Annotated in this window: 15 protein-coding genes and 1 riboswitch; of the genes, 11 read left to right on the top strand and 4 right to left on the bottom strand. The window is 67.9% G+C overall.

Annotated elements, in window-relative coordinates; genetic code table 11:
- The first annotated feature begins 18 nt into the window (after nucleotides 1-18).
- Nucleotides 19-480, top strand: coding sequence for a Crp/Fnr family transcriptional regulator (locus VLK31_RS12850; RefSeq protein ID WP_409168796.1), 462 nt, complete (start codon nucleotides 19-21; stop codon nucleotides 478-480).
- Between the two features lie 91 nt (nucleotides 481-571).
- Nucleotides 572-1,603: a zinc ribbon domain-containing protein gene (locus VLK31_RS12855; protein ID WP_409168797.1), complete on the top strand. Its 1,032-nt coding sequence runs from the start codon at nucleotides 572-574 to the stop codon at nucleotides 1,601-1,603.
- Between the two features lie 35 nt (nucleotides 1,604-1,638).
- Here VLK31_RS12855 and VLK31_RS12860 read toward each other — a convergent pair whose 3' ends face one another.
- Complete coding sequence (locus VLK31_RS12860; protein WP_409168798.1) at nucleotides 1,639-3,624, bottom strand: monovalent cation:proton antiporter-2 (CPA2) family protein; 1,986 nt, start codon at nucleotides 3,622-3,624, stop codon at nucleotides 1,639-1,641.
- An 88-nt stretch (nucleotides 3,625-3,712) separates the two neighbouring features.
- Between VLK31_RS12860 and VLK31_RS12865 the strand changes: the two genes are divergently transcribed.
- From VLK31_RS12865 to VLK31_RS12880, 4 genes are read left to right on the top strand one after another with little or no spacing between them, the layout of a single operon-like run.
- Nucleotides 3,713-4,714: an SIS domain-containing protein gene (locus VLK31_RS12865; RefSeq protein ID WP_409168799.1), complete on the top strand. Its 1,002-nt coding sequence runs from the start codon at nucleotides 3,713-3,715 to the stop codon at nucleotides 4,712-4,714.
- Nucleotides 4,714-5,274, top strand: a complete 561-nt coding sequence (locus VLK31_RS12870) for a KdsC family phosphatase (RefSeq protein WP_409168800.1) — start codon at nucleotides 4,714-4,716, stop codon at nucleotides 5,272-5,274. Before VLK31_RS12865 ends, VLK31_RS12870 begins: the two co-directional genes overlap by 1 nt.
- Complete coding sequence (gene lptC, locus VLK31_RS12875) at nucleotides 5,271-5,930, top strand: LPS export ABC transporter periplasmic protein LptC (protein ID WP_409168801.1); 660 nt, start codon at nucleotides 5,271-5,273, stop codon at nucleotides 5,928-5,930. Before VLK31_RS12870 ends, lptC begins: the two co-directional genes overlap by 4 nt.
- A 2-nt stretch (nucleotides 5,931-5,932) precedes the next feature.
- Nucleotides 5,933-6,715: an SDR family oxidoreductase gene (locus tag VLK31_RS12880; protein ID WP_409168802.1), complete on the top strand. Its 783-nt coding sequence runs from the start codon at nucleotides 5,933-5,935 to the stop codon at nucleotides 6,713-6,715.
- 104 nt (nucleotides 6,716-6,819) lie between these two features.
- On the opposite strand, the gene VLK31_RS12885 is transcribed toward VLK31_RS12880, so the two are convergent.
- Nucleotides 6,820-7,461 (bottom strand): RNA recognition motif domain-containing protein, encoded by a 642-nt coding sequence (locus VLK31_RS12885; protein ID WP_409168803.1) that lies wholly within the window; start codon nucleotides 7,459-7,461, stop codon nucleotides 6,820-6,822.
- Between the two features lie 264 nt (nucleotides 7,462-7,725).
- A riboswitch (yybP-ykoY riboswitch) is annotated at nucleotides 7,726-7,909 on the top strand.
- Between the two features lie 16 nt (nucleotides 7,910-7,925).
- On the opposite strand from VLK31_RS12885, the gene VLK31_RS12890 reads away from it, so the two are divergent.
- The 4 genes from VLK31_RS12890 (at nucleotide 7,926) to VLK31_RS12905 (ending at nucleotide 11,072) form a co-directional block, all read left to right on the top strand.
- Nucleotides 7,926-8,489, top strand: coding sequence for a TMEM165/GDT1 family protein (locus VLK31_RS12890; RefSeq protein WP_409168804.1), 564 nt, complete (start codon nucleotides 7,926-7,928; stop codon nucleotides 8,487-8,489).
- Nucleotides 8,490-8,714: 225 nt separating this feature from the next.
- Complete coding sequence (locus VLK31_RS12895) at nucleotides 8,715-9,878, top strand: homoserine O-acetyltransferase (RefSeq protein ID WP_409168805.1); 1,164 nt, start codon at nucleotides 8,715-8,717, stop codon at nucleotides 9,876-9,878.
- Complete coding sequence (gene metW, locus VLK31_RS12900) at nucleotides 9,875-10,465, top strand: methionine biosynthesis protein MetW (RefSeq protein WP_409168806.1); 591 nt, start codon at nucleotides 9,875-9,877, stop codon at nucleotides 10,463-10,465. The genes VLK31_RS12895 and metW overlap by 4 nt, the downstream gene beginning before the upstream one ends.
- A 19-nt stretch (nucleotides 10,466-10,484) precedes the next feature.
- Nucleotides 10,485-11,072: an IMPACT family protein gene (locus VLK31_RS12905; protein ID WP_409168807.1), complete on the top strand. Its 588-nt coding sequence runs from the start codon at nucleotides 10,485-10,487 to the stop codon at nucleotides 11,070-11,072.
- Here the strand turns inward: VLK31_RS12905 and VLK31_RS12910 are convergent.
- Entirely contained in the window at nucleotides 11,017-11,970 is a 954-nt protein-coding gene (locus tag VLK31_RS12910; RefSeq protein ID WP_409168808.1) for an ion transporter, read from the bottom strand. The two genes, VLK31_RS12905 and VLK31_RS12910, sit on opposite strands and share 56 nt — an antisense overlap.
- Nucleotides 11,971-12,106: 136 nt before the next feature.
- On the opposite strand from VLK31_RS12910, the gene VLK31_RS12915 reads away from it, so the two are divergent.
- Nucleotides 12,107-12,628 carry a polymer-forming cytoskeletal protein gene (locus VLK31_RS12915; protein WP_409168809.1) on the top strand — a complete coding sequence of 174 codons (522 nt, stop codon included), beginning with the start codon at nucleotides 12,107-12,109 and terminating at the stop codon, nucleotides 12,626-12,628.
- Nucleotides 12,629-12,631: 3 nt separating this feature from the next.
- On the opposite strand, the gene VLK31_RS12920 is transcribed toward VLK31_RS12915, so the two are convergent.
- Complete coding sequence (locus VLK31_RS12920) at nucleotides 12,632-13,402, bottom strand: DUF72 domain-containing protein (protein WP_409168810.1); 771 nt, start codon at nucleotides 13,400-13,402, stop codon at nucleotides 12,632-12,634.
- Nucleotides 13,403-13,456: the final 54 nt, after the last annotated feature.

A 13,456-nucleotide genomic window follows, 5' to 3' on the forward strand; every position in this document is an offset into this window, starting at 1 on the left:
GGGGTTGATTAAAAAAACATGTCCATCCAGAACCTGAGCCGCGCGATCGCGGAGAACACGAGCAGCGACGCCTTTGCATTGACGCTCAACGTGCAGCAGTGGGAAACGCTGGTCGGCTATTTGCAGCCGATAGAAACCAGCGTGGGCGACGTGCTGATCGAACAGGGCACGCCGGACCGCTCGGTGTTCTTCATCGAGAGCGGTGCCATCAGCGTGCACCGTGTCAGCAGCAAGGAAGTAATGAAACTGGCCGTGCTGCCGCCGGGCTCGGTGGTGGGAGAAGGCTCGTTCTTCTCGCGCCAGCCGCACCCGGCCAACGTGGTGGTGACCGGCGCGGGCCGCGTGTGGCGGCTCAATGCGATCCGCTTTGCCGAGCTGTCGAACCGCCAGCCCAACATGGCGCTGGAAGTGGCCATGGCGCTGGGCGCCGTGTTGGCCAAGCGCATGGCGCACCGCTCCAAGCGGGTGGCCGTGACCTGAGGCGGCGCGCTGCCTGCCGCCAGACGTCTTCCAGAAGGGGCCTGTTGCCCCGCTTTTGTTTTTGATTCCCGAGAGTAGTCAGTCGCACGCCATGGCCTTGATCTGTCCGGACTGCAACACGGAAAACCGTGACGGTGCCCATTTCTGCCGGCATTGCGGCAGCACGCTGACCGCCGCTGCCGACCGCATTCCGCCGGCGCCCAGCCCCGAGCGCGAATGGGCCACCACCGCGCCCGCCCAGTTGCGGGCGCCGACCATCCCGGCGCCGCTGTTCGATCCGGCCCCGGCCCCGGCGCCTGCTCGCAGCAGCCCACCTGTCCGCTCACCTGCGCGCTCGTTCTTCGGCAGGGCGAGCGCCGCCCCGCGCGACGACGAGCAAACCGTCTTCATGGTGCACGACGACGATGACGGCTACGACGACCCGCCTCATCTGCCTGCCCCGCGCCCCGTGTCGCCGACCTTCGAGTCGGAGCATGCCGCGAAGGCCGAGCGCGGCATGGCCAGGGCCAGCGCGCGCCGGCCGGTGCCGCTCGAGCGCCCGCCACGCAAGCGCGTGATCCTGCTGTGGCTCGGGCTCCTGGGGATTGCGGTGGCAATGCTCGTGGCGGGGTGGTACGGCTACGGAACGCGCAAGACGCCTGTGGCAGCCGACGAGACGGTGCAACCCGCGCAGTTGCCGGCACCTGCCGCATCTGCCGCACCCGCCGCCGCACCTGCCGTGCCGGCTGTCGAGGCAGCGGCCGCCCTGCCACCCGCCGCGCAGTCCGCCGAGCCGGCCGAAGCGCCTGCCGCGGCGGACACAACTTCGGCAGCCGCCGCCGCTGCAAGCTCGACAGCCAAGCCTGCTGCCAAGCCGCCGCGCAAGCAGACCACCGTCGCAGCGCCAGCACCCACTGCGCCGGAGCCCGTGGCGCCCGTCGTCGCCGCCGCACCGCCGCCGCCCGCCCCCGCCGCGCCGGCCGAACCCCAGGCCCAGTGCAACGACCGCAACTTCATAGCCAAGGCGCAATGCATGGCCAGCCAGTGCCTCAAGGCAGAGTTCAAGTCCCACGCGCAGTGCGACGCGGTGCGCCGCCAGCAGCGGCTCGAAGAAGAAAAGCGCAACCCCACCCTCGTCAACTGACGGGGGCCGCGGGCAGCGGGCTGCGGCCTGCGGCGTCAGCCCTTTTGCAGCCGCTCGATGGCCACGGCCAGCGCCGTCGGCTTGCCCGACAGCACCAGCGTGTCGCCGTCCGACAGCACCGTGTCCTCGGCCGCCGTGCGCGGCTTGCCGTCCTGGCGGCGCACGCTGACCACGCGCACGCCCAGCGTGGGCAGCGCCACGCGCTCCAGCGTCTGGCCGATGGCGCGGGCGCCGGCGCTCAGGGTGAAGCTGTTGAGCCGCTCGTGGTTGATTTCGTCGGCGTTGTCGTCGTCCGCACCGTGAAAGTAGCCACGCAGCAGGTTGTAGCGGGCGTCGCGCTGGTCCTGCACCACGCGGATCACGCGGCGCATCGGCACGCCGACCAGCGCCAGCGCATGGCTCGCGAGCATCAGCGAACCTTCGATGGCTTCGGGCACCACCTCGGTCGCGCCCGCGGCCTGCAGTTTTTCAAGGTCGTGGTCGTCCTGTGTGCGCACGATCACCGGCACATGGGCCGCATGCGCGCGCGTGTTGGCCAGCACCTTCATGGCGCCGGGCACGTCCAGGTAGGTGACGACCACCGCGCTGGCACGCGCCAGGCCCGCGGCCATCAGGGCCTGCAGCCGCGCCGCGTCGCCGAACACCACCGAGTCGCCGGCGGCCGCGGCCTGGCGCACGCGGTCGGGGTCGAGGTCGAGCGCCATGTACGGAATGCCCTCACGCTCCAGAATGCGCGCCAGGTTCTGGCCGCAACGCCCGTAGCCGCAGATGATCACGTGCTGGGCGGTGTTGATGGTCTTGCGCGCGATGCTCGTCATCTGCAGCGACTGCTGCATCCAGTCGCTGGCCACCAGCTTTCGCACGATGGCGTTGCTGTACATGATGATGAAGGGCGTCGACAGCATCGACAGCACCATCGAGGCCAGCACCGGGTTGGCCAGCCAGGGCGGCAGCAGGCTGCGCTCCTGCGCCAGCGTCAGCAGCACAAAGCCGAACTCGCCAGCCTGCGCCAGGTACAGCCCGGTGCGCAGCGACACGCCCGAGGTGGCCCCCAGCAGCTTCGCCAGCACCGTCACCAGCCCCAGCTTGAAGGCCAGCGGCACCAGCAGCAGCACGCCCACCAGCGCCCAGCGCTCCACCACGATGTGCCAGTCGAGCGACATGCCCACGGTGATGAAGAACAAGCCCAGCAGCACGTCGTGGAACGGGCGGATGTCGGTCTCGACCTGGTGCTTGTATTCGGTTTCCGACACCAGCATGCCCGCGATGAACGCGCCCAGCGCCAGGCTCAGGCCGGCCAGCTCGGTGAGCCACGCCAGGCCCAGCGTGACCAGCAACACGTTCAGAATGAACAGCTCCTCGCTGCGCCGCCGTGCCACCAGCGTGAGCCACCAGCGCATCACGCGCGGCCCGCCGTAGAGCAGCACGCCGATGAGGAAGGTCGCCTTCAAGAGCGCAAAGCCCAGCGCCTTGGCCAGCGCCTCGGGTGGCGCGCCCAGTGCGGGAATCAGCACCAGCAGCGGCACCACCGCCAGGTCCTGGAACAGCAGCACGCCCATCACGCGCTTGCCGTGTTCGCTTTCCAGTTCGAGCCGCTCGGCCATCAGCTTCACCACGATGGCCGTGCTGCTCATGGTGAGCGCGCCCGCCAGCGCCAGCGCGGTCTGCCAGCCCAGCCGCCACGACGGCGGCAGCCAGTGGGCGATGACCAGCGCGCCCACGGTGGCGATGGTCATCGTCAGCAGCACCTGCAGCAGGCCGAGCCCGAACACATGCTTGCGCATGGCACGCAGCTTGGGCAGGCTGAACTCCAGCCCGATGACGAACATGAGGAACACCACGCCGAACTCGCCCAGGTGCTGAATGCCTTCGGTGTTCTGCGCCAGCGCGAAGGCATGCGGCCCGATCAGCACGCCGGCCGACAGATAGCCCAGCATCGGCGGCAACTTCAGGGAGCGGCAGGCCACGACGCCGATCACTGCGGCAAGCAAATACAGGAGCGTGAGATCGAACGACGACATAGGCGGCGATGCTAGAGCAATGTCCGTGCCCCGGGCTTCCTCAGGCGATGGCATATCCCTGCATGGCCCGGCCCGTAAAATCCGGCCGATGAGTTCCCGCCCCGCCCCGGCCCCCGTGGTCGACCCCGACGCGATCCTCGCTCGGGCCCGCCTGACTTTCGACATCGAAGCCGAGGCCGTCCTCGGCCTGAAGAGCCGCGTCGGCCCGAGCTTCGTGGAGGCCGTGCGCAAGATCCTCGACGTGCGCGGCCGCGTGGTCGTGATGGGCATGGGCAAGAGCGGCCATGTGGGCCGCAAGATTGCCGCCACCCTCGCCTCCACCGGCACGCCCGCCATGTTCGTGCACCCGGCCGAGGCCAGCCACGGCGACCTGGGCATGATCAAGACCGTCGACCTGGTGCTGGCCATCTCCAACAGCGGCGAGGTCGACGAGCTCACCGTCATCCTGCCGGTCGTCAAGCGCCAGGGCGTGCCGCTGATCGCCATGACCGGGCGCCCCGAATCCACCCTGGCCCGCCATGCCGACATCGTGATCGACGCGGGCGTGGCCAAGGAAGCCTGCCCGCTCAACCTCGCGCCCACCGCCAGCACCACCGCCCAGATGGCGATGGGCGACGCGCTGGCCGTGGCGCTGCTCGACGCGCGCGGCTTCGGCTCGGAAGACTTCGCGCGCTCGCACCCGGGCGGCGCGCTGGGCCGCAAGCTGCTCACGCATGTGAGCGACGTCATGCGCTCGGGTGACGAGGTGCCGCGCGTGCCGCCCTCGGCCACCATCAGCGAGCTGATGCGCGCCATGAGCATCAAGGGCTTCGGCGCCGCCGCGGTGGTGGAGCCCGACGGCCGCGCCGCGGGCATCTTCACCGACGGCGACCTGCGCCGGCTCATCGAGGCCGGCGCCGACCTGCGCAGCCCCAAGGCGGCCGATGTGATGCACCAGAACCCGCGCACCATCCGCGTGGACGCGCTCGCGGTGGAAGCCGCCGAGCTGATGGAGCAATGCGGCATCACCCGCCTGTTTGTCATCGACGGCGCGGGGGTGATCGTGGGCGCGATCAACACCAACGACCTGATGCGCGCGAAAGTCATCTGATGCCGCTCGACTTCCAGGCCGAGACCTTGCTGGCCGCGCAGGACGTGCGCATTGTTTTCTTCGACATCGACGGCGTGCTGACCGACGGCGGCGTGTACTTCACCGAGCATGGCGAAACGCTCAAGCGTTTCAGCATCCTCGACGGCTACGGCCTGAAGCTGCTGCGCCAGGCGGGCATCGTGCCGGCCGTGATCACCGGGCGCGACTCCAAGCCGCTGCGCGTGCGGCTCGAGGCGCTGGGCATCGAGCATGTGCGCTACGGCACCGAAGACAAGCTGCCCGCCGCTCAGGCCATGCTCGACCAGCTCGGCTTTACCTGGGCGCAGGCCGCGGCCATCGGCGACGACTGGCCCGACCTGCCGGTGCTCGCGCGCGTGGGCTTTGCGGCGGCGCCGGCCAACGCGCACGCCGAAGTGCGCGGCGTGGCCCGCTACGTCACGCAAGCGCGCGGCGGCGAAGGCGCGGCGCGCGAGTTTTGCGATCTGCTGCTCACCGCCTGCGGCAAGTACCGCGCGCTGCTCGACGCGGCGCTGGGCCCGAACCGGAACCCGAATTCATGAACAGCGTGAAACGCACCTGGGGCATGGCGCGCGGCGTGCTCGACCGCGCCACGATCTACCTGCCGATCATTCTCACGGCGGCTGTTGCGCTGGGCACCTACTGGCTGGTGCGCAACGCGCCCAAGCTGCTGGAGCCGGTCGCCAAGGTCGCGCCCACGCATGAGCCCGACTACTTCATGCGCGACTTCGTCATCAAGAACTTCCTGCCCAACGGCGACCTGCGCAGCGAACTGCACGGCACCGAAGGCCGGCACTACCCCGATACCGACACCATGGAAGTCGACCAGGTGCGCCTGCGCTCGGTGTCGCCCGAGGGCCTGGTGACCCGTGCGACGGCCAACCGCGGGCTGTCGAATTCCGACGGCAGCGAGATCCAGCTGTTCGGCAATGCCATCGTCATTCGCGACCCGGCCGTGGCCCCCAATGGCGCGCCGCTGCCGCGGCTGGAGTTCCGCGGCGACTTCCTGCATGCGTATGTCGACACCGAGCGCGTCACCTCCAACAAGCCCGTCACGCTCATCCGCGGCACCGACCAGTTCACCGGCGACACGCTCGACTACGACAACCTGAGCGGCGTGGCCAACCTGAACGGCCGCGTGCGCGGCGTGTTGATTCCGTCGGCGGCCATCGGCGCCGCGCCGGCCAGAAAGCGCTGAACATGGCTGCATCTCCTTTGGTCTTCATCACCGGCGCGTCGAGCGGCATCGGCCAGGCGCTGGCCGCGCGCTTCTATGACGCGGGCTATCGGCTCGCGCTGGTCGCGCGCCGCACGGCAGACACGCAATCGTGGGCGAATGCACGGCAACTGGACGCGAGCCGCTATCAGATCTACAGCGCGGACGTGGCGCTGACCGACAGCATCGTGGCCGCCGGCAACGCCTGCATCGCGGCCCAGGGCCTGCCGGACGTGGTGATCGCCAATGCCGGCATCAGCGTGGGCATCGACACCGCGGAGCGCGCCGACCTCGACGTGCTGACGCAGACCTTCGCCACCAACAACGTCGGCCTGGCCGCCACCTTTCACCCGTTCGTGCGGGCGATGGTGCAGCGCGGCAGCGGACGGCTGGTGGGCATTGCCAGCGTGGCGTCGATTCGCGGGCTGCCGGGGCATGGCGCGTACTGCGCCAGCAAGGCCGGCGTGGTGGCGTACTGCGAGAGCCTGCGCGGCGAACTGCACGGTAGCGGCGTCAAAGTGGTGACGCTGTGCCCCGGCTACATCGACACGCCGCTCACGCAGGGCAACCGCTATGGCATGCCCTTTCTCATGCAGCCCGAGGACTTTGCCGCGCAGGCGCTGCGCGCCATCGAGTCCGGCACCAGCTACCGCGTGATTCCGTGGCAGATGGGCGTGATCGCGAAGGTCATGCGCATGCTGCCCAACGCCGTGCTCGACCGGGCGGTGCAAGGGCGTGGGCGCAAGAAGCGCACCGGGGAAGCCTGAGCGCGCCGCCGCCCGCGTCTTGAGCGGCCGGCCATGAAAAAAGGCTCCCGAGGAGCCTTTTGTCTTTTGTGCCGTTGCACCTTTGTGCGTTTGGGGCGCGGGGCTCAGTAGCCGCCGTTGTTGCCGCCGCCACCGCCGTAGCCACCGCCACCACCGCCGCTGCGACCACCGCCGCCACCGCCACGGGGGCCGGCGCCGTAGGGGCTGCGGAAACCGCCATCGCCACCACCGCCGCCGCCGCCACTGCGGCCACCGCCGCCGCCGTAGCCCCCACCGCCGGAGCGTCCACCGCCACCGCCGCTGCGGTCGCCACCGCCACCACCGTAGCCGCCACCACCGCCGCTGCGATCACCGCCACCGCCGCCGTAGCCTCCGCCACCACCGCTGCGATCACCGCCGCCACCGCCACCGCCGTACCCACCACCACCGCCGCCGCCGCCGTAACCGCCGCCACCACCACCGTAGCCACCGCCGCCACCGCTGCGCGGGGGACGTGCTTCCATGGGACGTGCTTCATTGACAACGACGCTGCGACCACCCAGGGGCTGGCCGTTCATGCCGGTGATGGCTGCCTGTGCCTCTGCGTCATTGCCCATTTCGACAAAGCCGAAGCCCTTCGAGCGGCCGGTGTCGCGTTCCATCATCACCTTGGCGCTGGTCACCGCGCCGAACTGGCCGAAGGCCTGTTCCAGATCCCCGTCGCGCACCGAGTAAGGCAGGTTGCCGACGTACAGTTTGTTGCCCATCGAGGGACTCCTATAAACACATCAATAAAAGCGATGGAGTCCCGAAAGCATCACTCAAACGAGAGCCGTCGAGTCGCGCGAAACTGACCGATCACTGAGCTACCTCACCAACCAAAATGAAGAGGGAGGCTCGTGCATTATGAGTGAAATATCCGAAATACAAGCGGGAATTTGCGCCTTGGGGTACCCCTTGCAAAAAGCGCAACGGGCGCCTGCGGCAGGCCCTCGGCGGTGAAGAAAACGCCTGGCACGGCAGGTAGAATCTTCCCCGTCATTGGGGAGTAGCCGCCTTCCGATCTGCGAGAAGGGCCCGCGTCAACAGACTTGTCCTGCCCCACACGGGACATGGCGCGTGCAGTGAATACACCTGGCGAGACCTTTGACCGTGCAACTTCGGAATAAAAATGGCCGAAGGGTGTTGCATGGTCAATTGCGTCCTTCGGCCAAAGGAACCCCACGTCATCATGGAAGCTTTTCTCGTTGCAACCGGCGTTGTTGCGCTCGCCGAAATGGGCGACAAGACCCAACTCCTGGCCCTCTTGCTCGCGGCCCGTTTCAGGAAACCCTGGCCCATCGTTCTGGGCATTCTGGTTGCCACCATCGTCAACCACGCGCTGGCGGGTGCGGTCGGCAACTACATCACGCGCTGGCTCGGGCCCGAGGTGCTGCGCTGGATTCTGGGCGGCTCGTTCATCGCCATGGCCGTGTGGATGCTCATTCCCGACAAGCTCGATGACGACGACGCTCCCGGCGTGTCCAAGTTCGGCGTGTTCGGCACCACGGTGATTGCCTTCTTCCTGGCCGAGATGGGCGACAAGACGCAGATTGCCACCGTCATGCTGGCCGCGCGCTTCACGCAAGACTATGCGTGGGTGGTGGCAGGCACCACGCTGGGCATGATGCTGGCCAATGCGCCGGTGGTGTGGCTGGGCGACAAGATCGTGCAGCGCGTGCCGATCAAGCTCGTGCACGGCATCTCCGCCGCCATCTTCCTGGTGCTGGGCATCATCATGATCATCGGCTGGTAAACGCCCCCCGCCGCCCATTCCAGAAACACCACGGAACCGGCTTTGCCGGGCCGCAGGTGTTGCCCCCCGGCAGGGGGGAAGGAGAAGCAACACGAAGTGCGCGCAGCCTGGGGGGCTATACTGATTCAGCGCCGATTTGCTACAGCTTGCGGGCGCTTTATAAATTCTGCTAAAGACAGGCGCGGCAGACCCGGCTCGTTTTTGGCGAGGCCGGGTTTTTCATTCATGTCGTCGCTACCACCTTTGGTCGTCACCTCGCAGTCGATGCAGTTCGCGGGCCCGCTGGCCTTGCGCAGCGGCGCGTCGATCAGCGACTACACGCTCGCCTACGAAACCTACGGCACCCTGAACGCCGAGCGCAGCAATGCGGTGCTGGTGTGCCATGCGCTCAACGCCTCGCACCACGTCGCGGGCGTCTATGAAGGCCAGCCCCGCTCCGAGGGCTGGTGGGACAACATGGTGGGGCCGGGCAAGCCCGTGGACACCGACCGCTTCTTCGTGATTGGCGTGAACAACCTGGGCTCGTGCTTCGGCTCGACCGGCCCGATGCACGTCAACCCCGCCACCGGCCGCGTCTACGGCGCCGACTTTCCGGTGGTCACGGTCGAAGACTGGGTCGACGCCCAGGCCGAGTTGCTCGACGCGCTCGGCATTCAGACCCTGGCCGCCGTCATGGGCGGCAGCCTCGGCGGCATGCAGGCGCTGTCGTGGACGCTGCAGTACCCCAGCCGCGTGCGCCATGCCGTGGTGGTGGCCAGCGCGCCCAACCTCACGGCCGAGAACATCGCCTTCAACGAGGTGGCGCGCCGCGCCATCGTGACCGACCCCGACTTCCACGGCGGCCACTTCTACCAGCACGGCGTGATCCCCAAGCGCGGCCTGCGCATCGCGCGAATGATCGGCCACATCACGTACCTGAGCGACGACGTGATGAACGCCAAGTTCGGCCGCATCCTGCGCAGCGCCGTGGAGGGCGAGGCCACGGCGCTCGACTACCGCTACTCCACGCACGAGGTCGAGTTTCAGATCGAAAGCTACCTGCGTTACCAGGGCGACAAGTTCAGCGAGTACTTCGACGCCAACACCTATCTGCTGATCACCCGCGCGCTCGACTATTTCGACCCCGCGCGCCACCACGGCGGCCAGCTCAGCACGGCGTTTGCGCAGGCCACGGCCAAGTTTTTGCTGGTGAGCTTCAAGACCGACTGGCGCTTCTCCCCCGCGCGCAGCCGCGAGCTGGTGAAGGCGCTGCTGGACAACCGCCGCAACGTGAGCTACGCCGAGATCGACGCACCGCACGGCCACGACGCCTTTCTGCTCGACGACGTGCGCTACATGGGCGTGGTGCGCTCGTACTTCGAACGCGTGGCCAAGGAGTTCCAGCAATGAGCGACATCGAACACCAACGACGGATCGCGCAGCTCGTGCCGCAGGGCGCGCGCGTGCTCGACCTGGGCTGCGGCGACGGCGCCCTGCTCGACCTGCTGCAGCGCGAGCGCGGCTGCACCGGCTACGGCGTGGAGATTGCCGACGGCAACGTGCTGCAGTGCATTCGCCGCGGCGTCGACGTGATCCAGCTCAACCTGGACGAAGGCCTCGCAATGTTCGACGACGCCTCGTTCGACGTGGTGCTGCAGATCGACACGCTGCAGCACCTGCGCAATGCCGAAATCATGCTGCGCGAGACCGCGCGCGTGGGGCGCATCGGCATCGTCGCGTTTCCCAACTTCGCGCACTGGCCCAACCGGCTGAGCGTGGCGCGCGGGCGCATGCCGGTCACGCGCCGCCTGCCCTACCAGTGGTACGACACGCCCAACATCCGCGTAGGCACCTTCAAGGACTTCGAGGTGCTGGCTGGCAAGAACAACCTGCGCATGCTCGACGCCTTCGGCCTGCAGGACGGGCGCGACGTGCGCTGGCTGCCCAACGCGCGCGCCGGCACGGCGGTGTTCAAGTTCGAGCGCGGCGCCGGCTGATTCGCGCGCGCGACTTCCGATGAGCTTCACGCTTGCCGAGCCGGTTCACAGCGAACTGCTCATCAAGAAGAGCCGTTTCATCGGCTGCGTGCAATCCGTGCCCGACCGCGCGGCCGCACTGGCGGTGGTGGCGTCGCTGCGCGCCGAACACCCCGCTGCCGCGCATGTCTGCTGGGCCTTGATGGCCGGTGGCCAGTCGGCCGCGAACGACGACGGCGAGCCGGGCGGCACCGCGGGCCGGCCGATGCTCGAGGTGCTGCGCCACCAACAGATCGAAGGGGCGCTCGCAACGGTGGTGCGCTATTTCGGTGGCGTGAAGCTGGGCGCGGGCGGCCTGGTGCGGGCCTACACCGACGCCGTGGCGCAGGCCCTGCTCACGGCCACGCTCGTGCCGCTGGTGCGCCAGCGCAGCGTGCGCTGCGTGGTGCCCTACGCGCTCGAAGGCCTGGTGCGGCGCGAGCTTGCAGCGGCGGGCGCGGTGATCGACAGCGTGCAGCACGGCGACGATGTGGCCTTTGCCTTCTCGCTGCCCGAGCCCGACGCCGATGCCTTCATCGCGCGGCTTGGCGATGCTGCGCAAGGGCGCGCCGTCTGGCCGCGGGAGTGACGCGCTTCGCGGGCACTGCGGGCACCCTGCGCACTTCGTTCATTTCGTGCTCGTCGGCGTGCGCCGGTGTCATTGCCAGGATGCCGCGCGCGGCCACCGGCAACGGTTCGTCGTCGGGCCCGCGCCGCGCCATCTCCGCCGTCACGATGCCAGTGGGCACCGCCAGCACGCCCCAGCCCAGCAGCATCATCACCGAGGCAATCGCGCGGCCCAGGTCGGTCTTGGGCACAAGGTCGCCGAAGCCCACGGTGGCCATGGTCGAGATGGCCCAGTAAACGGCCACCGGAATGCTGGTGAAGCCGTGCGTCGGCCCTTCGACCACGTACATCAGCGTGCCCATCACCAGCACCACCAGCATCACGAAGCCGACGAACACGGTGATCTTGCGGCGGCTCGAATGCACCGCCGACACCAGCGCGCGGTATTCCTGCGAGTAGCGCGACAGCTTGAAGATGCGGAACACACGCAGCAGCCGCAGCACGCGCACGTCGATCAGGTACGACAGCCCCGGCGTGAGGGTGGCCAGAAAGGTCGGCAGCAGCGCGAGCAGGTCGATCACGCCGTAGAAGCTGGCGGCATATCGCACCGGCCGCTTCACGCAGGCCAGCCGGCCGACGTACTCCAGCGTGAAGAGCGCGGTGAACACCCATTCGAGCACGCCGAACACATGGCCCCAGCGCAGGTGAATGGCCTGCACGCTGTCCAGAATGACCACCGTCACGCTGGTCATGATCACCGCGATGAGGATCAGGTCGAACAAGCGGCCCAGGCGCGACTCGGACTCGAAGATCACCGAGAACAGCGTGCGCCGCCATCCGTGTTCGGGCTTGCCGAAGCGTGCGTCGCCAGCGGGCGAATCGGGAGAGGGTGGGCCTGTGCTGGTCGAAGGGGTCGTCATCTGCCGTGGTTTAGGGTCTACTGGGGCGCCATTGTCGGTGGCGTACCGTCTTACTCGGTTACGCCTCTTGCGCAATGAAGTACGGCACGCCGCAAGTGCGTTCTTACGATAGTCCCCTTTCTTGAGGAGCTCCCCATTGGCTACACAGTCCCCCTTCTTCGGCAAGCGTGACCGAGACACCGACTCGTTGACTTCCCGCCCCGCACCACTGGTTGGCGCAGGCACCAATCTCTCGGGTACCCCCGTCAATCCTTCGTCGCTGACTGCACAGCAGGGCGGCCTGACCCCGGCAGCCGCCGTGGCACCCGTTGCCAAGGAAGGCGGCAGCAAGCTCACCGTCGGCCCCAACATCAAGCTCAAGGGCGTGGAGATCACCGATTGCGACACGCTCGTGGTCGAAGGCCTGGTCGAAGCGACCATGGACTCGCGCCTGATGCAGATTGCCGAGCAGGGCGAGTTCAAGGGCTCCGCTGAAATCGACATCGCCGAAATTCGCGGCGTGTTCGACGGCAGCCTCACGGTGCGCGAAAAGCTCGTGATCCATTCGACCGGCAAGGTCACCGGCAAGATCCGCTACGGCAAGATCGTGATCGAAGAAGGCGGCCAGCTTTCCGGCGAAATCAGCTTCGGCACCAAGCCCTCGCTGCAAGCTGCCTGAGCCTCAAGGCTCCGGCGGGGTCCACCCCAGGCGCTCCAGCAAGGCACCGGCCGCGGCCGGTGCTTTTTCTTTGGCGCCGTTGATGAAGTAGACGAACACGTCGCGCTTCTTGGGTGATTTGGCCCAGCCCTCGGCGCGCTCGGCCCAGGTGTCCAGCGCCTTCGGGCCGTAGCCGGTCTTGAGCGTGGCGTCGGCCATCATGAGCCGCGCATAGGCCACGTCGCCTTCGGGGTCCTCGAAGGATGGAAACTTGTCGGCGTCGGTGAACACCGTCGACACCTTGTGCTTCTTTGCGAGCGCCTTGTAGGTCGGCGTGATGAAGCTCTCGTGCCGCACGTCCATCACGTGCCGCAACACGCGGCTGCCCTCCTTCTTTGGCAGCAACTGCAGAAACGCTTCGAAGTCTTCCGCGTCGAACTGCTTGGTCGGCATGAACTGCCACACGATCGGCCCCAGCTTGTCGCCCAGCTCGGCCACGCCGCTGTCGATGAAGCGCGCAATGGACTCGCCCGCGCCCGCCAGCAGCTTGCGGTTGGTCGCAAAGCGCGAGGCCTTCAGCGAGAACACGAAGTTTGCGGGCGTGTCGTCGTGCCACTTGCGAAAGGTCTCGGGTTTGAAGGTGCTGTAGTAGGTGCCGTTGACCTCGATGGCGCTGAGCCTGCGGCTCGCGTAGTTCAGCTCCTTCGCATGCGCGAGGGCCTTGGGGTAGAAGTTGTCGCGCCAGGGTTCGTAGGTCCAGCCGCCAATGCCGACTCGGATGTTTGCGTTGCTCACAGGGCCTCCCGCGTTGAGATCGCCCGCACTCTACGCGCGGTCGCTGCAAGGCGC

Origin of the sequence: Variovorax sp. H27-G14, assembly GCF_046156345.1 — a bacterium.
Classification (GTDB): Bacteria; Pseudomonadota; Gammaproteobacteria; order Burkholderiales; family Burkholderiaceae_C; genus Variovorax.

What these genes read in the sequence shown, in the direction of transcription:
- VLK31_RS12850 (WP_409168796.1), top strand. Translation starts at nt 19, where the DNA reads ATGTCCATCCAGAACCTGAGCCGCGCGATCGCGGAGAACACGAGCAGC.
- VLK31_RS12855 (WP_409168797.1), top strand. Translation starts at nt 572, where the DNA reads ATGGCCTTGATCTGTCCGGACTGCAACACGGAAAACCGTGACGGTGCC.
- VLK31_RS12860 (WP_409168798.1), bottom strand. Translation starts at nt 3,624, where the DNA reads ATGTCGTCGTTCGATCTCACGCTCCTGTATTTGCTTGCCGCAGTGATC.
- VLK31_RS12865 (WP_409168799.1), top strand. Translation starts at nt 3,713, where the DNA reads ATGAGTTCCCGCCCCGCCCCGGCCCCCGTGGTCGACCCCGACGCGATC.
- VLK31_RS12870 (WP_409168800.1), top strand. Translation starts at nt 4,714, where the DNA reads ATGCCGCTCGACTTCCAGGCCGAGACCTTGCTGGCCGCGCAGGACGTG.
- lptC (WP_409168801.1), top strand. Translation starts at nt 5,271, where the DNA reads ATGAACAGCGTGAAACGCACCTGGGGCATGGCGCGCGGCGTGCTCGAC.
- VLK31_RS12880 (WP_409168802.1), top strand. Translation starts at nt 5,933, where the DNA reads ATGGCTGCATCTCCTTTGGTCTTCATCACCGGCGCGTCGAGCGGCATC.
- VLK31_RS12885 (WP_409168803.1), bottom strand. Translation starts at nt 7,461, where the DNA reads ATGGGCAACAAACTGTACGTCGGCAACCTGCCTTACTCGGTGCGCGAC.
- VLK31_RS12890 (WP_409168804.1), top strand. Translation starts at nt 7,926, where the DNA reads ATGGAAGCTTTTCTCGTTGCAACCGGCGTTGTTGCGCTCGCCGAAATG.
- VLK31_RS12895 (WP_409168805.1), top strand. Translation starts at nt 8,715, where the DNA reads ATGTCGTCGCTACCACCTTTGGTCGTCACCTCGCAGTCGATGCAGTTC.
- metW (WP_409168806.1), top strand. Translation starts at nt 9,875, where the DNA reads ATGAGCGACATCGAACACCAACGACGGATCGCGCAGCTCGTGCCGCAG.
- VLK31_RS12905 (WP_409168807.1), top strand. Translation starts at nt 10,485, where the DNA reads ATGAGCTTCACGCTTGCCGAGCCGGTTCACAGCGAACTGCTCATCAAG.
- VLK31_RS12910 (WP_409168808.1), bottom strand. Translation starts at nt 11,970, where the DNA reads ATGACGACCCCTTCGACCAGCACAGGCCCACCCTCTCCCGATTCGCCC.